17 protein-coding genes are annotated in these 18,781 nt (G+C 72.6%); 11 read left to right on the top strand and 6 right to left on the bottom strand.

Going from position 1 to position 18,781, the window contains the following annotated elements; translation table 11 throughout:
• Positions 1 to 17: 17 nt before the first annotated feature.
• Together ACFYS8_RS05340 and ACFYS8_RS05335 are read left to right on the top strand one after the other, a co-directional pair.
• Entirely contained in the window at positions 18 to 1,499 is a 1,482-nt protein-coding gene (locus ACFYS8_RS05340) for an aldehyde dehydrogenase (protein WP_387636014.1), read from the top strand.
• On the top strand, positions 1,496 to 2,212 hold the full coding sequence (locus tag ACFYS8_RS05335) for a gamma-glutamyl-gamma-aminobutyrate hydrolase family protein (RefSeq protein WP_387636012.1): 717 nt from the start codon (positions 1,496 to 1,498) through the stop codon (positions 2,210 to 2,212). Before ACFYS8_RS05340 ends, ACFYS8_RS05335 begins: the two co-directional genes overlap by 4 nt.
• A gap of 4 nt (positions 2,213 to 2,216) precedes the next feature.
• Here ACFYS8_RS05335 and ACFYS8_RS05330 read toward each other — a convergent pair whose 3' ends face one another.
• The gene (locus ACFYS8_RS05330) at positions 2,217 to 2,789 is read right to left on the bottom strand and encodes a MarR family winged helix-turn-helix transcriptional regulator (protein WP_387636010.1); all 573 of its coding nucleotides are present in this window, start codon (positions 2,787 to 2,789) and stop codon (positions 2,217 to 2,219) included.
• A gap of 115 nt (positions 2,790 to 2,904) precedes the next feature.
• Positions 2,905 to 4,701 (bottom strand): zinc-ribbon domain-containing protein, encoded by a 1,797-nt coding sequence (locus ACFYS8_RS05325; protein ID WP_387636008.1) that lies wholly within the window; start codon positions 4,699 to 4,701, stop codon positions 2,905 to 2,907.
• A 111-nt stretch (positions 4,702 to 4,812) separates the two neighbouring features.
• On the opposite strand from ACFYS8_RS05325, the gene ACFYS8_RS05320 reads away from it, so the two are divergent.
• The 3 genes from ACFYS8_RS05320 to ACFYS8_RS05310 are packed head-to-tail and all read left to right on the top strand — an operon-like array spanning position 4,813 to position 6,939.
• Positions 4,813 to 6,522: a sialidase family protein gene (locus tag ACFYS8_RS05320; protein ID WP_387636006.1), complete on the top strand. Its 1,710-nt coding sequence runs from the start codon at positions 4,813 to 4,815 to the stop codon at positions 6,520 to 6,522.
• A 44-nt stretch (positions 6,523 to 6,566) separates the two neighbouring features.
• Complete coding sequence (locus tag ACFYS8_RS05315) at positions 6,567 to 6,785, top strand: hypothetical protein (protein WP_387636004.1); 219 nt, start codon at positions 6,567 to 6,569, stop codon at positions 6,783 to 6,785.
• Complete coding sequence (locus tag ACFYS8_RS05310; RefSeq protein ID WP_387636002.1) at positions 6,766 to 6,939, top strand: hypothetical protein; 174 nt, start codon at positions 6,766 to 6,768, stop codon at positions 6,937 to 6,939. Before ACFYS8_RS05315 ends, ACFYS8_RS05310 begins: the two co-directional genes overlap by 20 nt.
• 113 nt (positions 6,940 to 7,052) lie before the next feature.
• Here ACFYS8_RS05310 and ACFYS8_RS05305 read toward each other — a convergent pair whose 3' ends face one another.
• Together ACFYS8_RS05305 and ACFYS8_RS05300 are read right to left on the bottom strand one after the other, a co-directional pair.
• Positions 7,053 to 7,724, bottom strand: a complete 672-nt coding sequence (locus tag ACFYS8_RS05305) for a hypothetical protein (RefSeq protein ID WP_387635999.1) — start codon at positions 7,722 to 7,724, stop codon at positions 7,053 to 7,055.
• Positions 7,725 to 8,355: 631 nt separating this feature from the next.
• Positions 8,356 to 9,090 carry a FadR/GntR family transcriptional regulator gene (locus ACFYS8_RS05300; RefSeq protein ID WP_387635997.1) on the bottom strand — a complete coding sequence of 245 codons (735 nt, stop codon included), beginning with the start codon at positions 9,088 to 9,090 and terminating at the stop codon, positions 8,356 to 8,358.
• A 54-nt stretch (positions 9,091 to 9,144) separates the two neighbouring features.
• Between ACFYS8_RS05300 and ACFYS8_RS05295 the strand changes: the two genes are divergently transcribed.
• The 4 genes from ACFYS8_RS05295 to ACFYS8_RS05280 all read left to right on the top strand — a co-directional run bounded on the left by ACFYS8_RS05295 (position 9,145) and on the right by ACFYS8_RS05280 (position 14,366).
• Positions 9,145 to 9,921, top strand: coding sequence for a gamma-glutamyl-gamma-aminobutyrate hydrolase family protein (locus ACFYS8_RS05295; protein WP_387635994.1), 777 nt, complete (start codon positions 9,145 to 9,147; stop codon positions 9,919 to 9,921).
• The gene (locus tag ACFYS8_RS05290; RefSeq protein ID WP_387635992.1) at positions 9,918 to 11,348 is read left to right on the top strand and encodes an amino acid permease; all 1,431 of its coding nucleotides are present in this window, start codon (positions 9,918 to 9,920) and stop codon (positions 11,346 to 11,348) included. Before ACFYS8_RS05295 ends, ACFYS8_RS05290 begins: the two co-directional genes overlap by 4 nt.
• Before the next feature lie 160 nt (positions 11,349 to 11,508).
• Entirely contained in the window at positions 11,509 to 13,041 is a 1,533-nt protein-coding gene (locus tag ACFYS8_RS05285) for a flavin monoamine oxidase family protein (RefSeq protein WP_387635990.1), read from the top strand.
• Positions 13,038 to 14,366 (top strand): glutamate-cysteine ligase family protein, encoded by a 1,329-nt coding sequence (locus ACFYS8_RS05280; RefSeq protein WP_387635987.1) that lies wholly within the window; start codon positions 13,038 to 13,040, stop codon positions 14,364 to 14,366. Before ACFYS8_RS05285 ends, ACFYS8_RS05280 begins: the two co-directional genes overlap by 4 nt.
• A gap of 2 nt (positions 14,367 to 14,368) precedes the next feature.
• Here ACFYS8_RS05280 and ACFYS8_RS05275 read toward each other — a convergent pair whose 3' ends face one another.
• Positions 14,369 to 15,271, bottom strand: coding sequence for a RimK family alpha-L-glutamate ligase (locus ACFYS8_RS05275; RefSeq protein WP_387635984.1), 903 nt, complete (start codon positions 15,269 to 15,271; stop codon positions 14,369 to 14,371).
• 485 nt (positions 15,272 to 15,756) lie between these two features.
• On the opposite strand from ACFYS8_RS05275, the gene ACFYS8_RS05270 reads away from it, so the two are divergent.
• Positions 15,757 to 16,746, top strand: a complete 990-nt coding sequence (locus tag ACFYS8_RS05270; RefSeq protein WP_387635982.1) for a DUF3103 family protein — start codon at positions 15,757 to 15,759, stop codon at positions 16,744 to 16,746.
• A gap of 154 nt (positions 16,747 to 16,900) precedes the next feature.
• A complete protein-coding gene (locus ACFYS8_RS05265) occupies positions 16,901 to 17,854 on the top strand; it encodes a helix-turn-helix domain-containing protein (RefSeq protein WP_387635979.1) in 954 nt (317 codons plus the stop codon).
• A gap of 67 nt (positions 17,855 to 17,921) precedes the next feature.
• Here the strand turns inward: ACFYS8_RS05265 and ACFYS8_RS05260 are convergent, their stop codons facing one another.
• On the bottom strand, positions 17,922 to 18,371 hold the full coding sequence (locus ACFYS8_RS05260; protein ID WP_387635977.1) for an SsgA family sporulation/cell division regulator: 450 nt from the start codon (positions 18,369 to 18,371) through the stop codon (positions 17,922 to 17,924).
• Positions 18,372 to 18,781 lie beyond the last annotated feature (410 nt).

Genomic DNA, 18,781 nt, shown 5'->3' with positions numbered 1-18,781 from the left:
CGCTCCTGGAGGACCGCATGACCTACGAGGACTGGCTGCGCCGGGCCGAGGCACTGCGCCCCGTCACCACGCACCTGATCGACGGCGCCGACGAGGCCGGCGGCGGCGGGACGTTCGCCGTGGTGTCGCCCCGCGACGGCCGGGTGCTCGCCCAGGTCGCCGACGCCGGTGAGGCCGAGGTGGACGCGGCCGTCGCCGCCGCCCGCCGGGCCTTCGACCGCGGCCCCTGGCCCCGGCTCTCCCCGACCGAGCGCGGACGGGTGCTGCTGCGCTTCGCCGACCTGCTGGAACAGCACCGGGTCGAACTCGCGCTCACCGTCAGCCTGGAGATGGGCAAGCCCGTCACCGACGCGCACGACATCGAACTGCGCGCCGCCATCAACACCTTCCGCTGGTACGGCGGACTCGCCGACAAGCTCACCGACGAGGCTCCGCACACCGCGTCCGACGCCCTGGCGCTCGTCACCCGCGAGCCCGCCGGTGTGGTCGGCGCCGTCGTCCCCTGGAACTTCCCGCTCACGCTGGCCGGTTGGAAGATCGCGCCGGCCCTGGCCGCCGGCTGCACCGTGGTGCTCAAGCCCTCCGAGAACTCGCCGCTGTCCGCGCTGCTGCTCGGCCGGATCGGCCTGGAGGCCGGACTGCCGCCGGGCGTGCTCAACATCGTCGCCGGCAACGGCCCGGTGGCCGGCCGGGCCCTCGGCCTGCACGCGGACGTCGACGTGCTCGCCTTCACCGGCTCCACCGCCGTCGGACGCCAATTCCTGCACTACTCCGCCGACTCCAACCTCAAGCGGGTCTGGCTGGAACTCGGCGGCAAGTCGCCCAACATCATCCTCCCCGACGCCCCCGACCTCGACCGGGCCGCCGCCACCGCCGCCTGGGGCATCTTCTTCAACCAGGGCGAGATGTGCACCGCGCCCTCCCGGTTGCTGGTGCACCGCTCCATCGCCGAACAGGTCACCGAGGCCGTGGTGGCCCGCGCCCGCGCGCTGCGGGTCGGCGACCCGCTCGACCCCGCCACCGAGATGGGCGCCCTGGTCGGCGAGAGCCACCTCGGCCGGGTGCTCGACCACGTCGGCACCGCGCTCGCCGACGGCGCCCGGCTCCGTGCGGGCGGCGCCCGCACCCTGGCCTCCTCCGGCGGCTCGTACCTGGAACCCACCGTCTTCGACCAGGTCGCCCCCGGCAGCCGCCTCGCCCGCGAGGAGGTCTTCGGCCCCGTCCTCTCCGTCCTCGCCTTCGACGACCTCGACGAGGCCGTCGCCCTCGCCAACGCCACCGAGTACGGCCTCGCGGCCGGCCTGTGGACCTCCGACCTGTCCACCGCCCACCTGGTCTCCCGCAGCCTCAAGGCCGGCACCGTCTGGGTCAACTGCTACGAGGAGGGCGACCTCACCGTGCCCTTCGGCGGCATGAAGCAGTCCGGCAACGGGCGCGACAAGTCCGCGCACGCGCTGGAGAAGTACACCGAACTCAAGACCACCTGGATCCAGCTTTGAGCCACCGCCCGCTGATCGCGATACCCGCCCGCTTCGCCGCCAGCACCTCCGCGCTGCGGTACGCCGCCGAGGTCAACGCCCGCGCCCTGATCGAGGCCGTCTGGCGGGCCGGCGGCGAACCCGCCACCCTGCACCCGCACGCGCCCGGCGGCGTCGCCGACCCCGCCGAGGTGCGGGAGCGGCTCGAGCGCTTCGACGGGCTGCTGCTGCCCGGCGGCGGGGACCTCGCGCCGCACCGCTACGGCTGCGCCGACGTGCACGAGGCCGTGTACGACGTGGACGACGAACAGGACGCCTTCGACCTCGAACTCGCCCGGGCCGCCATCGACTTGAGGCTGCCGGTGCTGGCGATCTGCCGCGGACTCCAGGTGGTCAACACCGCGCTCGGCGGCACCCTGCACCAGGACATGGGCGGCCCCGACCACGAACACCGCCACCTGCGCCACCCGGTCTCGCTCGCCCCCGGCTCCGCGCTTCTTTCGACCACCGGCGCGGACGTCGTGGAGGCGTCCTGCTACCACCACCAGCACGTGGACAAGCCGGGGGAGGGCCTGACCGTCACCGCCCGGGCCGCCGACGGAACCGTCGAGGCGCTCGAACTCGCCGGTCACGAAGGGTGGTTGGTGGCCGTGCAGTGGCACCCGGAGGACACCGCGCACCAGGACGCGGCGCAGCAGTCGATCTTCGACGCGCTGGTCCGGGAGGCTTGCTGAGTCGTCAGCCGCGAGGACGCCGGCCGCTGCGGCGCGGGGCCGGCTCCTCGCCGTTCAGCAGCGACCGGCGCCGGTCCTCGCCGTGCTCCTCGACCTGGAGCACCACCCGGCGCAGCCCGTCGGCCAGGCTGTGGCACTCCTCGTCGCTCAACTGCGCGGTGACGAACGACTCTTCCTCGTTGAACGCCGGGAACACCTCGCGCATGAACTCCTCGCCCTCCGCGGTGAGCGCGAGCAGCACCAGCCTGCCGTCGGTGGGATGGTCGACCCGCCGCAGCAGGCCGCGCGACTCCAGCGTCCGCGACACCCCGGTCAGCGTGCCCTTGGAGATGCCCGCCTCCTCGGCCACCCGCCGCGTCTCGGACTCGCCCCACACCCACACCACCCAGAGCACCACGAACGCGGTCCAGGTCAGGTCCGAGCCGCGCAGCACCGAGTTCTCCAGATGCTGCCGCACCGCGGACGCGGCCCGGTAGATGTTGGCCACCGCCGCCATCCGCTCCGCCCGGACGGGGATGCCGCCGAGCTTCGCCCCGACGAGCCGCTCCGCCTCGTTGATGGACCGTTGGCTGGGCACGGGTGCTCCCTCCGTCCGTTTCGTCATCGGAAGCCGCGGGCCGACCCGCGGCAGTTCGGTGTCGCATTGTACGGGCGCGCGGAACGCGGCCCGGCCCTCCGGCATCCCGGCATTCTCAACTCCGCTCGGCGAGCGCCCAGTTCTTCACCCGCTCGATGACCTCGTCCGGGCGCGGGGCGCTCGAGTGGACGGTGAACTCGGCGTAGCCCGGGTGGTCGACGGGCAGTGGTGGGAGCGGGTGTTCGCGGAGGCGGGCGACCAGGTGGCCGGCGGCGAGCAGGTCGCGGGACTTGTCGGTGTCGAGGGCGGTCTTGTCGGCGTGCCAGTAGGCGCCGTCGTACTCGATGGCGAGGGTGCGGCCGTCGGGGAGGTCGACCGTGATGTCGACGGACCAGCTGTTGCGCCGGACGAAGGCGGCGTGACGTACGGTCCGGCCGGACGAGGCGGTGCCGAAGACCCGTTCCGCGGCCGCGTGGTGGCTCAGCTCCACCTGCGACTTGCCGTGCTCGCGGCACTCCGGGCAGCCGCTGCCGTTGGTGCGGGAGGCGAGCGGCGCCTGCCAGGTGTGCCCGCCGGGGCAGGTCCAGACGGGGATGAACAGGGTCTGCGCGGTGGGGCGGACCTGCCAGGGGGAGAGCGGGTTGGCGGGCGACCACTCGGCGGCGAGGTCGGGGAAGTGGAAGGCCAGCGAGTCGAGGATGGTGCGGCACTCGGGGCAGCGCAGTCGATGTCCCTTTTCGCGCTGCTCGGGCGTGTCCTGCCACTCGTGGCCGCAGACCGGGTCCTGCCACCAGACGGTGCGGCGCGACTTGGGCGAGATCTTGGCCAGGCTGGTGCGGCCGTTGCGGGTCGGGTGCCACTGGCCGGCGAGCTCCGGGCTCAGCCGGAACGGGGCCGCCTCGAGGGCCTCGGCCTCCTTGCGGGCGGCGGCGGTCTTCAGGCTCCGGCAGGACGGGCAGCCCGACTCCAGGTACCGCAGCGGGGTCACCCGGGGGTGGTGGCCCTGCGGGCAGCGGAAGCGGCGCAGCCAGTGGTCGCCGGCGACGCACACCGTGCGCGGGTCCTCCTCGTCGGCCCACGCTTCGAGGAGCTCGGGTATGTCGGCGACCGGCGTCACCTTCAGCCGGGCCAGCTCGGCGTCCCGTTCGGCCCGGCGCTTCGGCTCGCAGGCCGGGCACCGCCGGCTGTGCAGCATGTCGCTGACCCGGGCCCGGAACCGCAGGTCGCAGTCGGGGCAGTGCCAGGCCACCTCGCGCACGGCGGTGACGGTGACGGTCTCCCACTGCGCGGCGTCATTGGCCTCGTGGTCCCACCAGTCGAGCACGGGCAGCCCCGAGTCCTTGAGCAGGTCCCGCTTCTTCTCGCCCGGCGCGTTCGAAGTCTGCCGGGCCCGGCTCGGGTTGGTCCCGCACCGGCAGCCGAACGCGATGTCGCCCATCCGCTCGGCGGCCTGCCGCCCGCAGTAGCGGCAGCGGACGTGGTGGGGGTCGCCCTCCAGCGACGGTTCGGTCAGCGCGGCCAGGTGCTCGTAGCCGTGCTGCTCGGCGTGGGCGCGCGCCTGCTCGACCGGAACGGGCGTCAGGTCCACGTACGGGCCCTGGTTGCGGCGGACGTCCAGCGCCCACTGCCGCCAGTAGCAGGCCCGGCAGGTCGCCTCGCCTTCCTTGTTCTTCTCCAGCGTGTACTCGAGGCGGTAGTGCGCCTCGCAGCCGCAGTTGAGGCACCTGGTCAGCCGCCAGGCCGTCGGCTTCGCGAAGGGCTCGAGCGGCTCCAGGCCGCCGGCGCGCAGGATTCCGGTGATGTGGTCGTCGCACCAGGCGTCGCGGGAGCGGGTGCGGTACGCGGTGGGCTGCGAACAGCCGGGGGCCGCGCACAGCTGGACCGGCTTACTGGGCGTCGATATGGCACTCACCTGCGGATCTTCCCACAGAGGCGGTTCCGGACGCCTATTCGGTGTTGACGGAGCATTTACTCGCGCTTGCCACCCTCTGGGGTACCGCAACTGGAAACCCAGGGGGTCAAGTTGTCCAGACGATTCCTGGCCGCGGGCCGGTCGGTGGCTCTGCTGCTGACCGGCGTCGCCGCCGTCGCATCCGTCCTCGTCGCACCGGGCCGCGCGCAGGCGTCCCCGTTCTGCGACCAGCCCGATCCGCCGCCGATCTGCTTCGAGCAGCCGGACCCGCCGGAGCCCGACCGGGCCGCCGAGGGCTGGCTCGACGCGATGTACGGCGCCAACGGTGGCGTCGTGGTGGCGGGTTGGGCCGCCGACCCCGACACGACCGGACCGGTGCAGGTCAGGGTTCGCCGCAACGGCACGCTGGTTCAGACGTTCACCGCCAACACCTACCGCCCCGACGTCGGCGCCCACGGCTTCTCGCAGACGCTGCCGGCCGCTCCGGCAGGCCCGCAGACCATCTGCCTTGCCGCCGTCAACGTCTACGGCGGCGCACCGCGCCGGGCAGCCGAGACGTCCCTGGGGTGCCGCACCTTCACCGCCGGCCTCTACACCGTCGGCACGGACCCCTACAGCAACGCCGACACCCAGCACTCGGCCGCCGTCGAGGCGGACAGCTTCGGCTGGGGCGGCACCGTCGTCAGCGCCTACCAGGTCGGCCGGGGCTACAGCGGCGGCTCGACCAACACCGGCTTCGCCGCCTCCCGCGACGGCGGACTCAACTGGACGTCCGGCGCCCTGCCCGGCCTCACCGTCGCCGCCGGCGGCACCCACGAACGCGCCAGCGACCCGGTGGTGGCGGACAGCGCCCGGCACGACACCTGGATGGTCGGCAGCCTGGTCTTCGACGGGGGCGACGGCCGCGGCATCATGGTCAACCGCTCCACCGACGCCGGCAGTCACTGGTCCGCCCCCACCTGGGCGATCGGCAACGACGGCGGCGCCTGGGACAAGGAGTGGATCGCCTGCGACAACTGGGCCTCCAGCCCCTCCTACGGCACCTGCTACCTGACCGTCACCAAGCTCGCCGGCTACCAGGTCGAACTCGCCAAGTCCGTTGACGGCGGCCTGAGTTGGACGCCACTCAACGGCCCCCGACCGTCCGCCAACGGAAGCTTCCCGGTGGTCCGCCCGGACGGCACCCTGGTCGTCCTGTACGGGCTGGCCGGCCGCGTCAGCTCCTTCACGATGACCGGCGGCGGCACCGCCTGGACCGGCCCGGTACCGATCAGCAGCGGCAGCCAGTACGACGTCCCGGGCCTGCGCGACGTCTCCGTGGTCTCCGCCGACACCGACAGCACCGGCCGCATCAACGCCGTCTGGCACGGCTGCCGCACTGCGACCGGCTGCGCCTGGAACAACCTCGTCCAGGCCACCTCGACGGACGGCCAGAACTGGACGGTCACCGAGATCGACACCTGCCCCGACACCGCCCTGTGCGCCGCCAGCAACCAGTTCGCCCCGTCGATCACGGCCGACCCGCTCAACCCCGGCCGCTTCGCCATCGTCTACAACGACCTCTGGAACGGCGCCGTCTCGGTCAAGTACCTCTCCTCCACCGACGGCGGCCGCACCTGGAAGAAACGCACCACCCCACTCGCCGACGCCATGCCCCTCACCCGCATGCCCGACACCAACCAGGGCCGCATGCTGGGCGAATACCTCGGCATCGCACCCGCCAACGGCAGCGTGGTCACCACCTTCCCGGTCGCCGCCGCACCCGCCGACGGGCAGGCGTTCGCGCAGACGATGTCCACGTACACACCGCTGGGCTTCTAGGCCGACCTGGCCCATGCGGTACGCCGCCGGTGTAAGTTCGCGGAATGGCTGATGCGACGATCGAGCAACCCACTGCGGAGCAGATCGCCGAGCGGGTGGCCGAGGGCCGCCAGCTGCTGCGCGAGCACTTCGGGATGACCCTCACCGACGCGGAGCTGGACCAGGGACCGGACCTGTTGCGGAGGGTCTACGGCATCGCCACGGCGGATGCTCGCGCCGCTCGACGCGAGTACCGCCGTGCTGGTGGCGACGATGGTCCGTGACGGCTACGGGAGCCAGGGCCTGGCGCACGCGATCGCCGCGAGTCTGCCCACCCCGGCGCGCCCGCAACAGCACCTGATCCTGACGGCCGACCCGGAGCTCTACCCGCCCGGGGTTGTCACCGTCGGCATCGACGATCCCCGGCTGGAGCCGTAGGCGCTGCGGCTCCTGTGCCGGCTCCGGCGACGGTCGCCCCGGCGCCGAGCATCAGGATCGCGGTACCGCCGACGGCGATCCGCGCCGTGTCGCGTGCGCCGGTCTCGGCGAGCTCAGCGCCCCGTGCGGGCGGCCTGCATGGCCGGCGGAGTGGCCGTTGTGGCGCTGTCCACCACGGCGAAGCCGTGGAACGCGTATCCGACGAACTGCGTGCAGACCCCGGTGCCGTTCTGGTTGGACGCAGGCTTCTGCTCGGCCGGGTCCAATGGAACGAACGTGTCGCTGTCGTCCTCCAGGAGCGCCGACCCGCCGCTCTCCATGGCCTGGTAGGTCCCGGCGGGCGCCGTGGCGGTGGCCGCGATACGGAGTGCGAGCGTCAGCGAGGCATCCTTCGGGAGCTGGTACGTCCCGGAATTGATGATGGAAGAGAAGTCACCGGTGCCGAAGTCGACCTTCGTCCACTCACCGCCGGGAGCCTTGAGCTCGACGGCGAAGGAGCCGGCCGGCAACGCGCCGCTCAGGTAGGCGACGTAGAGCGAGGTCTGGAAGTCCTTGACCTCGTGGTCCACAGAGTTCTGGAAGGTGACGGTCGACTCCACGGCCGGGCCGCCCTTGACCAGCTCGGTGGGGAATCCCGGCCAGGTGGTGGCGAGTTCGGGGTGGTTCTGGACACCGCCGAAACACGGCATCTTCGGTGTCACGGTCGCAGACGCGGTGGTGGAGCCGAGGCCGAGCGCGGTGGTGGCGAGAGCCGCGGTGGCGGCCAGCAGGCGGATGGAGCGCATGGGAATATCCCCCCCAGAAACGTGGTGGAACGGGCATTTTGCCCGTGGAGGTAATTGTGCGAACCGTGTTGCGTGCGTGAACGATACACGCGCACGACTGCACGGGGTGGGTGGATACCAAGGTGGACGGCGAACTCATGGGGGTGGGAGGCGAGTTGAGGTGAGGCCGGGGGCCAATGGGGTGGGACGGGCCGTCGGCATAGTCGGTCAGCAGGGCGGCGGGGTCGTGGTTCTGCGGCGCGTGCCAGTACCGGAGTTGACGGTTCGGTAGGTCGCTGGTGCTGCGGCCGCCGGCCACGCCGGTCTCGCGCCATCAGGCGGTGGGGTAGGCGAGGAAGAGCTTCGTCGCGGGGGGCGTGGTGCTGACTGGCCAATCCGCGGGGCACGGCCGTGGGGAGCAGCGGCGTGGCAGCCGGCGGGTGATGGAGCCGGCCCGGGTCCCGGATGGGGGACGGATGCTCGACGACTGGCGGGCGGACCCGTCCCGGCTGCTGCTGGTTCGCGACCACAGCGGACTGTGGGCGCCGGGCGACCGGCTCGGCGCCACCGGGCAATCGAATTCCCCTGACCCCGGCCGGAGTTCATGGCCTGGGAGTTCAGGGCTCGGCCGGCTCCTGAACCCGGCGGGAGTTCAGGACTCGGCCGGCTCCTGGACGAAGGGGAGGCAGAGGTCGGCGGTGGCCTCCGCGTGGATGGTGAACTGTTTGCGGGCGCGGGACGGGTCGCGGGCCTCGATGGCGGCGGCGAGGGCGCGGTGGCGTTGGGAGGGGGTGCTGCGGGATTCGGTGCCGCCGGGGTGGCCGGCGAGGAGGCGGGTCAGTTCGTGCTGGATGCCCTGTTCGGCTTCCAGCAGGCGCCTGGAGCCGGAGAGTTCGGCGATGTACAGGTGGAGGCCGGCGTCGGCGGTGCGGTAGGCCTCGGAGTCGGCGACGACGGCGTCGGCGGCGTCCTCGAGTTCGCGCATCCGGGCCAGGCCGGCGTCGGAGGCGCGTAGTGCGGCGCGGGCGGAGGCTTCGCCGGAGATGGCGATCCGCCAGGCCGTCAGTTCTTCGATATCGGCGCGGGTGTAGGGGTGGAGGGCGGTCAGTTCGCCGATCCGGGTGAGGATGTCGGGGACGACGAAGGTGCCGGCGCCGCGGCCGCGGCGGGTTTCGATCAGGCCGTCCTCGCGGAGGACCGCCATCGAGTGCCGGACGGTCATCACGGCGACGCCGAACAGTTCGGCCAGGGTCTTCTCGGGTGGCAGGCGGTCACCGCCGACCAGGATCCGTGCGCCGATCAGCTCGCCGAGCCGTCGCGCGATGGCCTCGGCCGCCCCTGCGGCGCGCACCGGCTCGATGTGTTGGGTCCACCCCTTGCCATCCATGAAATCTATCTTCTAGATTTCGGATCTCATCCGCAAGCTGTTCATGGAGAGCTTATGAGCGTCACCGATCACCCGGAACCCCTCATCGGGATACCCGTCCGTCTCAGCGACGGCGACGCTCCTGGCGCCGACGTGCGCATCGGCGAGGCCAACGCGATCTTCGAGCAGGTCGTCGACCTGATCCGGGCCGCCGGCGCGCGCCCGGTCCTGCTCCGGCCGGACGCCGAGGGCAACCCGTCGGGCGCCGAACTGGCCGAGTGTGCCGGCTTCGTGGTGCCCGGCGGCGGGGACGTCGACCCGGCGCTGTACGGCGAGGACGCGAACCACCCGTCGCTGTACGACGTCAACCCCGTGCAGGACCGGCTGGACGAGGCCGTGCTGCGGTACGCGCTCGACAATGGCCGCCCGATGCTCGGCATCTGCCGCGGCATGCAGCTGCTCAACATCGTCCGCGGCGGCACCCTGCACGTGGACATGGCGCCGACCGACGTCACGCACAACCCGCAGGCCGGGGTCGAGTGGGCCACCCACGAGGTCTCGCTGGAGGCGGGCAGCGCGGTCGCCGAGGCGTTCGGCCGCGACCGGATCGACATCGCGTCCGGGCACCACCAGGCGGTCGACCGGGTCGGCGAGGGCCTGACGGTCTCGGCCCGGGCCGACGACGGCTGCGTGGAGGCCGTCGAGCTGACCGGCGACGCGGACGCGGCCTGGACGGTCGGCGTCCAGTGGCACCCGGAGGCGCTGGAGCCCGTGGAGGAGCTGCGACTGCCGCTGTTCCGCGCGCTGCTGAACCAGGTGGAGGCCCGGCACGGAGTGGAGCTGCGGTCGTGAGCGAGGTAAGAGAGAACACCGAGGCGCAGCTGCTCGAGGACGCCCACGACACGGCCGTCGCGGCCGGCGGGGCACAGCTGTCGCGGAGCCTGCTCAGCCGCCACATGACCATGATCAGCATCGGCGGCGCGGTCGGCGCCGGGCTGTTCGTCGGCTCCGGCGTGAGCATCCAGCAGGCCGGCCCGGGCGTGCTGATCTCCTACGCGCTGACCGCCGGCATCGTCATCGTGGTGATGCGGATGCTCGCCGAGATGTCGGTGACCCGCCCCGACACCGGCGCCTTCGCGGTGTACGGCCGCCTGGCGTTCGGCCGCTGGGCCGGCTTCGCCAGCGGCTGGATTTACTGGGTGGGCTGGCCGCTCGGCATGTGCATCGAGTCGATCGCCGCCGGGAAGATCGTGCACGGCTGGATCCCCGCCATGCCGGTCTGGCTGATCGCCGTGCTGATGCTGGTCGTGGTGACCGCCGTCAACCTCGGCTCCGTCCGCGCCTACGGCGAGATGGAGTTCTGGGTGGTCTGGGTGAAGGTCGCCGTGATCGCCCTGTTCATCGGCGTCGGCCTGGTCGCCGTGTCCGGCCTGCTGCCCGGCACGCCCGCACCCGGCACCGACAACCTGCTCGGCCAGGGCGGCTTCCTGCCGATGGGCTTCAGCGGGATCGTCATCGCCACCTCCGGCGCGATGTTCTCCTTCTCCGGCACCGAGATCGTCACGATCGCCGCCGGTGAGGCCGAGGACGCCGCCGCCGCGATCCGCAATAGCACCCGCACCATCATGTGGCGGGTCACCGTGTTCTACCTCGGCTCACTGTCCGTCGTGGTGCTGCTGCTCCCGTGGAACAGCGCCGCCGTCGGCGACAGCCCGTTCGCCGCCACCCTGGACCACCTCGGCATGCCCGGCGCGTCCACCGTGCTGAACGTGGTGCTGTTCGCGGCGATGCTCTCCACCATGAACTCGCAGGTCTACGCGAGCTCCCGGATGCTGTTCGCGCTGGCCCGCGACAAGGACGCGCCGTCGCTGTTCGCCCGGATCTCCCGCCGCGGCGCCCCGCACACGGCGATCCTGTTCACCTCCGCGCTCGCGGCGGCCTGCCTGGTGCTCGAGGTGGTCCACCCGACGGACGCCTTCAGCCGACTCGTCGACATCACCGGCGACACCGTCTACGTCACCTGGATCGGCATCGCCGCCGCCCACCTGGTGCTCGGCCGCCACGACCGCGCCGACGGCCGCCGCCCCGCCGAGGGCACCGCCGTCTGGCTGTTCCCCGGCCTCACCTGGGCCGTCCTGCTCGCCCTGCTCGGCCTGTACGCGGTGATGATCGTCCTCGCCGAGTCCCGGGTGGACGCCCTGCTGGCCCTGGCCCTCACCGTGGTCGTGTCGCTCGCGGGCTACTGGCTCCAGCGCAAGCAGGAACCCTCCCTGAAGTAAGGGCCTGACCGGCGGCCGGTGGGGGGCCGGCCGGCGGTGCGGATGCGAACCGGCCGGGCCGGTGGCAGCGTGTTCCGAAGACGCGGCGACGTCCGGGCACGGGAGGGTGCGAGCAGGGCAGGACAGGGCGCCGCGCGGTTCGCGAACCGAAGGGGCCCCGATGTTCGACACCAGTTTTGCGTTCCCCCGCGCCCTGCTGACACCGACCGCCGGACCCGGCGGCCGAGTGGTCGTGATCGGCGCCGGCATCGCCGGCCTGGTGTGCGCGTACGAGCTCCAGCGGCGCGGATTCGACGTGACGGTGTACGAACGCGGCAACCGGCCCGGCGGACGGATCCGTACCCACCGGTTCTGGGACGGCACGCACGCCGACCTCGGCGCGATGCGGATCCCCGCCAACCACCACTGCGTCCTGCACTACGTGGAACGGTTCCGGCTGGCCACCCGGCCCTTCGTCAACACCAACCCGCAGGCCTACTACCACCTGCGTGGCAGCCGGGTCCGGGTCCGCGAAGTCGCCTCGCTGTTCCCCGCCTTCGCTCTCCGCCCCGAGGAACGCCACGCCCCGTCCGCCCTGCTGGAACGCGTCCTCGCCCCCGTCTGGCGGGCCCTCACCGTCGAACAGCAGCGCCGCGCACTGGACGGCCGCTGGGACGACCCGGCCCTGGAGCGAGCCGCCTCGGTCTCGCTGTGGCAGTTCGTCCACCAGCACCTCTCGCAGGACGCCTGGGATCTGTTCGGCCACGCCAGCGGCCTCGCCCACTACGAGCAGTCCTCGCTGCTGGAAGTCCTCGTCGACTACTTCGGCCTGTTCCACCGCGGCCAGGTCGAACTCACCGACGGCATGGACTCCCTGGCGCACGCCTTCGTCCGCTCGCTGCGCCCCGGCACCCTGCGGCTGTCCACCCGGATCGACGAACTCACGCTGCGCGCCGACGGCGTAAAGGTGCGCGGGCGGCGGATCGGCAGCCGGATCGACGACCGCGCCGACTTCGTGGTCTGCTGCATCCCCGCCCCCGCGCTCGACCAGATCACCGTCACCCCCGGCCTGCCGCACGCCCAGCGCCACGCGGTGCGCGGCATCAGCTACGCGTCCAGCGCCAAGACCGTGCTGCACGTGACCCGCCGCCGCTGGGAGATCGAGGACGGCATCCACGGCGGCGGCAGCTTCACCGACCTGCCGATCCAGCAGTGCTGGTACCCGTCCGACAACGCGGTGCGCACCGACGGTGGCGTCAACGGCTCCGGCACCCCCCGCTGGGGCGCCCTCGACCGGCTGCGCTCCGCCGAACCCGCCGCGCTGCTCGGCGCCTACCTGTGGGGGGCCAACGCGCGCCGGTTCGCCGCGCTCGAACAGGCCGACCGGGAGGCGCTGGTGCTGGAGTGCCTGGAGAAACTGCACCCCGGCATCACCGGCGACGTCGACGACATCGTGCACTGCAACTGGGACGTCCAGACCGGCATGGGCGGCGGCGCGTTCGCCCACCTCACCCCCGGCGAACACACCCGCTACCTGTCGGTGCTCGGCGCGCCGCACCCCGCGAACCGGCCGCGGATCTTCTTCGCCGGCGAGCACCTGTCCGGCGCGCACGCCTGGTGCCAGGGCGCCGCGCAGTCCGCGCTCGGCGCCGTCGTCGCCCTGCTCGACCACGCCGGGCAGGCCCGCACGGCCGCCCCGGTGAGCGCCCCGTGACGGACCGCTCCGTGATGGACCGGGCGCGGCTGCTCGCCCCGCTGACGCCGCCCGCCGGCGCCACCGAGCAGGTCGGCGTCGAGGTCGAGTGCGGCCTGCTCGACCCCGCCACCGGCATCGGCGCCCGCTACTCCGGCCCGCGCGGAGTGCGGACTCTGCTGGAGGCGGTGCTCCAGCACTGGGGCGGCGAACCGGAGTTGGACGGCGACTGCCTGACGGGCGTCCGGCTGCCCGACGGCAGCACCGTCACGCTCGAACACGGCGGGCAGATCGAGTACTCCTCCACCCCCGGCCCCGGCGTCGGCAAGACCATGGACGAAGTCCGCGCCGCGCTGGCCCGGCTCGCCGACCTCGCCGCCGGCTTCGGCCTGGCCCTCGTCCCCGGAGGCAACCTGCCCTTCGGCCGGCTCGCCGACGTCGAATGGGTACCGATGTCCCGCGGCGCCCTGATGCGCCAGTACTTCGCCGACCTCGGCCCCGGCGGGGCCCGCGCCCCGCACGTGATGGGGCTGTCGCTGTCCACCCAGGCCACCCTCGACTTCCTCGGCCCCGAGGACTTCACCCGGAAACTGCGGATGCAGACCGCCGTCGCCCCCGTGATCTCCGCCCTGCTCGTCAACTCGCCACTCCACGAAGGCCGTCCGTGCGGACTGCTGTCCCACCGTTCCTGGGCCTGGCTGCGAATGGACCCCCGCCGGGCCGGCCTGCTGCCGCCCGCGCTGCGGCCCGACGTCGCCGCCGACGACATCGTCGACTGGGCGCTCGGCATCCCGCTGATCCACTACCGCACCCGCGACGGCCACTACCACCGCGCCCCCGACGGCACCTTCGCCGACCTGCTCCGCCACGGCCTCGACGACGCCCGTCGGCGCTGGGCCGCCCACCTCGACCAGCTCTGGACCGACACCCGCGTCCGCCACACCCTCGAACTGCGCGGCGCCGACGGCCCGCCCCACCCCCACCTCGCCGCCCTGCCCGCGCTCTGGACCGGCCTCACCTACCACCGCCAATCCTGCGACGCCGCCTGGGAGTTGACCGGCCACCACAGCGCCGCCGAACACCGCGCCGCTCGCAACCGACTCCCCGTCCACGGCCTCGACACCCGCCTCGGCGACACCCCCGTCCGCCCACTCGCCGCCGAACTGCTCCGCCTCGCCCGGGCCGGCCTCGACGCCAGGGTCGCCGCCGGACTCGAACCCCCGCACGTGCCCGGCTACCTCGACCCGCTCGACGAGATCGTCGCCACCGGCCGGACCTTCGCCGCACAGACCCTGGCGCGCTGGGACGGCGACCCGGCGCGCTATGTCGCTGCCTACCGAATCTGACGCTACGTCAACCTGCCCGCGCAGGCGGCGATCAGGGCGTCGGTCACCTGAGTGACCCGCGCGCCCCAGCGGACGTTGGCGTTCACCTCGCACACGGTGAAGGTGCCGTCCTCCTCGAAGAGCAGATCGACACCGGCCAGCACCAGACCGACCTCCTCGGCGGCCCGCACCGCGAGTTGCTCCGCCACCGGGTAGCGGCCCGGGCACGGCTCGACGGTGCCGCCGAGCGAAACGTTCGACTGCATCAGGCCGTTGGCGGACGTGCGCAACCCGACGGCCACCGGCCGGCCGTCCACCACGATCACCCGCAGGTCGCGGCCGTGCGAGTGCTCGACGTAGCGCTGGAACAGGAACGGCACGTCCGGGCGCAGACAGCCCTGGACGTCCGCCACCATCGCGGCGTCCCGCGCCAGGAACACCTGGTGGCCGCCACTGCCGCGCACCGCCTTCACTACGCACGGCTCCGGGATCCCGACCAGCGCCCGGTCCGGCCGGGTGTCGGTGTAGGTGCGGGTGTCCGGTACGGGCAGACCGGCTTCGGCGAGCCGCTGGAGCTGCCAGAACTTGTTGACGCAGGTCAGGATGGCGTCGGGTGGGTTGATCAACTCGGTTCCCATCGCCTGGAGTTGACGCAGCAGGGTGATCTCCCGGTCGCTGCTCAGCGAGGTCATCGCCAGCCGCACCACAGCCACCCGGGGCGGAGTCACCGGACGCCCCGTCAAGTCGTACAGGCTCAGCTTCCCGCCCGTCACGCCCAGCAGCAGGCTGTCGGTCGACACGACCGCGAACCGCGAACCGAAGGCCTCGGCGAAATCCCGGCCCAGCCGCTTCGCCACCGGGGAGTCCTGGACGGCGCGGCCGAGCAGCAGCCACAACTCGGCCTCGGGAAGGGGCTCTTGGGCCACGGGGCGGTCTCCTCGGATCAGCGGTTGAACGGGCGCCCCCATCATCGGTGCAGAACCTGTCCCGGCGGGGGCGAAACGCAGGCGGGAGCGAGAACCGGGGCGCGGGGGCCCCTGTTTTCTGCGGCCGCTGGTGGGAGATTTTGAGCAGACACGGTCACGATTTGGGACAGACATTACGGACACTTCATGACCGGTCCGTACTGGACGGTCGCACGAGGTCTATTCGCGTAGACGCCTGATACCCCACCATGGTGCCGCTCCAGGAACCATCACGTCGGACCGACCCGGGTTCGGCGTCCATGGCCTGCCCGGGATCCCGGGCGGTCACCACAGGTGGAGGCTCCCCCATGTTCTCCCTGCACTCTGCACGGCGGTTCCGTGCGGTGTTGACCGGTCTGACGTTGACCGGTCTCGCCGTTACCGCAGCTCCGGGCCTGGCGTCCGCGGCCCCCGCCCCCCAGCGGCATGCGACGCGTGTCTCGGCCGTGGACGGCATCGAGGACGGTACGGCGCGGTCGCTCGCGCTGTCGCTCGGTGACAAGGCCTGGCAGCGCCAGGTCTCCGGCGCGCTCGCCCAGGGCAAGGCGGTGGGCCTGCGCGGGCTGACGGCCGGGTCGGCGACGGCCGGTGCGAACGGGTTCGGTGCGCACATTGCGAAGGCGGACCGGCAGGTCGCGGACGCGAAGGGTCTCGGCGCGGAGGTCGGTCCGCTGCTTCAGGCGCGGCTGGTCGGTGCGGCCGTCGACGGGATGGAGCCGCTGGTGGCTTCTTCGCCGTCGGACGACAACGCCACCGTGGTGGTCGCGTACGACAGCGCCGGCAAGACGTACAACCTGGCGGCGGACCACGCCCCGGACCGTCCGGTGATCCTGGTGGACGTGGACACCGACAAGGCCACCGAGGCCGGGATGAAGGTGCTGCGGCAGGAGCTGGCCGCGGCCGGTCTGCAGGCGCCGGTGAGTGCGCCGGCCGCCGCGGCTGCCACCGGTTTCTGGACCACCCGCGTCACCGCCGTCACCGTCAAGGACGTGAAGGAGCCCTGGTTCAAGGGCGCCGCGGAGATCTTCGACCTGGTGACGGGCTTCGGCCTGGACGGCAAGGTGCGGGTCGACACCGTGACCATGCCGTACCTGGACGACGCGAACAAGACGTACTACCCGAACCAGATCCTGGTGAACTGGTCGCTGTACAAGTACAACCTGGCCGACGTCGTGATGATGGAGGACGACGGCAACACCAACTACTCCTCGCTGGCCAAGGCGCTGGCGGCGGTGCTGCTGACGATCACCGACCAGGGCGCGTACATCCCGCTGGTCAACGCGATCATCGACGCGATGCCGTCGTCCTGGTGGACCGACGACCCGGACTACGTCGAGTCCTGGTACACCCTGGCCACCACCACGACCGGCACCCGCACCGGTGCCTCGGGCAACGGGACGATGACCTTCGACCGGTACTGGGTGTCCGCACTCTGACCGACCGACGGACGTGAGCCGGGCGCCGGCGGGAGGCACTGCTCCCGCCGGCGCTCCGGCGCGGGGCAGCCGCGAATTGGGCCGGGGCGTCCGGAGATGGTGTGATTTCGGGGTCGGCTCCCGACGGGCCGGCGTCGAACGAGAGGAACGTCCCGTGTCCGCCGAGCTCCCCACCGGACCGCTGTCCGCCGCCGAGCACGCGGAGATGTGGCACGCGGCGGTGGCCACCGCGTACGTGCCGATGGCCGTGGAGTTCCTGGAGGAGGAGCCGGCGCCGGGGACGATCTCCAGCCACCGGCTCGGCCCGATGCGGATCCTCCAGGTGCGGGCCGCGCCGCAGACGGCGACCCGCACCCGGCGGATGATCGAGCGGGACGAGTCCGCCGCACTGATCCTGACCCTCCAGCAGAGCGGCACCGCGCTCAAGGAGCAGGACGGGCGGGAGGCGTTGATCCGGCCCGGGTCGTTCTCGATCACCGACGCGTCCCGGACCTTCCGCAAGCGGGTGGCCGAGGACTTCGTGTTCACGTCCTTCCACTTCCCGCGCGCCGCACTCGACGTCGAGGAGCGGCATCTGCGTGCGCTGACCGCGACCGCGTTCGCCCCCGAGGGCAGCGCGGCCCTGGCGGCGACCTACCTGGCGGGGATGGCCCGCGAGGCGGCGACGCTGGACGAGGCGGTCGGGCGGCGGGCCGCGGCGACCGCGCTCGACCTGCTGTCGCTGGTGGTCGAGGACCGGTGCGGGCGCGAGCGGCCCCCGCAGGCGCATGCCGCCGCCTCGCTGGCGCGGATCAAGGACCACATCCTGCGCAACCTCGGGGACCCGGACCTGTCGCCGTCCGGCATCGCGGAGGCCAATCACGTCTCGTTGCGGTTCCTGCACAAGCTGTTCCAGCAGGAGGGGGCGACCGTCGGGGCGTGGATCCGGGCACAGCGCCTGGAGCGGTGCGGCCGGGACCTGCGCCGGCCGATGGCCGAGCAGGCAGGTGTGGCGGGGATCGCCCGGCGCTGGGGTTTCGTCAACTCCAGTCATTTCAGCCGGGCATTCCGGGCGACCTACGGGATGGCGCCGCGCGAGTGGCAGCTGCTCGGCCGGTCGGAGGGCTGACGGCCCGGGGCGACGGGCCCCGCGCGATGGGGCCGCGCGGTGAGGCCCAGGCATCGGGTTTGGGGGGTCAGCCGGTCAGGGTGTGCAGTTCGGTGTCCCAGTCGATCCGGGTGCCCTCGGTGCCGGGCGGGACGAGGGAGAAGGTGTCGCGGCGCAGCCAGCGGCGGATCTGGCGGGCCGGCAGGTCGAGCAGCACGCTGCCGTCGTCGCCCTGGAGCATGATCCGCAGCTCGGTGCGGCCGTGGCACGGGCAGGGCGGCCAGACGCGGACGTCGCCGAGGCCGGTGGGCTTCTGCAGGCCTTCCCAGAGCAGGTCGCGGGAGAACTGCCAGACGCCCGCCTCGGAGGCCTGGCCGAGGAACTCCAGGGCGACGGCGTACGGGTCGTCGGCGCAGTAGCCGAGGCGGACGGGTACGGCGATGGACTGGTGCTCGCCGAGGACGATCTGGGCGTCGAGCTCGAGGTCGGTGCTGATGGCCTCCGGCTGCGGGTCGGACAGCGGGTGGGGGGCGGACATGAAGTTCTCCTGAATCCGGTGGGGACGGGCGGGGCCGTCCGGTGTGCGCGCGGTGAAGGTGCGGCCGGTCGGTGGCGTGGCGGCCGGCGGCGGTGCGGTGCTCTCGCCCCGGTCCTGGGAGCTGCCGGCGGCCAGGGGGGGGAGGTGGAGCCTCCCGGCAGGTTACGTGGACGCCGATCGGGCGGATGTTCCGGCGATGCACGGGGACGTGACGATCCGTGCACCGTTCGCCCGCCGCCGCGGCGGGGGCCGTCCGGTGCAGCGGGGTCGGGCGCGGTTGGGGGCTTTGGCCAACCTGCCTGATGTGCGGGGGAGTTCGGGCGATTGAGGCGGGTTTCGGGAGGGCGCCGCGGACCCGTCGGCGGGGCCGTTTTCGCGCTTTGTTGAACGTTTGGCTATCGCGTTTCGCT

The organism is Kitasatospora sp. NPDC004615, from assembly GCF_042873545.1.
In the GTDB taxonomy this organism is placed as follows: domain Bacteria; phylum Actinomycetota; class Actinomycetes; order Streptomycetales; family Streptomycetaceae; genus Kitasatospora.
This window is presented reverse-complemented; position numbering and strand designations above follow the sequence as displayed.

What these genes read in the sequence shown, in the direction of transcription:
- ACFYS8_RS05300 (WP_387635997.1), bottom strand. Translation starts at nt 9,090, where the DNA reads ATGGATGGCAAGGGGTGGACCCAACACATCGAGCCGGTGCGCGCCGCA.
- ACFYS8_RS05295 (WP_387635994.1), top strand. Translation starts at nt 9,145, where the DNA reads ATGAGCGTCACCGATCACCCGGAACCCCTCATCGGGATACCCGTCCGT.
- ACFYS8_RS05305 (WP_387635999.1), bottom strand. Translation starts at nt 7,724, where the DNA reads ATGCGCTCCATCCGCCTGCTGGCCGCCACCGCGGCTCTCGCCACCACC.
- ACFYS8_RS05340 (WP_387636014.1), top strand. Translation starts at nt 18, where the DNA reads ATGACCTACGAGGACTGGCTGCGCCGGGCCGAGGCACTGCGCCCCGTC.
- ACFYS8_RS05285 (WP_387635990.1), top strand. Translation starts at nt 11,509, where the DNA reads ATGTTCGACACCAGTTTTGCGTTCCCCCGCGCCCTGCTGACACCGACC.
- ACFYS8_RS05315 (WP_387636004.1), top strand. Translation starts at nt 6,567, where the DNA reads ATGGCTGATGCGACGATCGAGCAACCCACTGCGGAGCAGATCGCCGAG.
- ACFYS8_RS05260 (WP_387635977.1), bottom strand. Translation starts at nt 18,371, where the DNA reads ATGTCCGCCCCCCACCCGCTGTCCGACCCGCAGCCGGAGGCCATCAGC.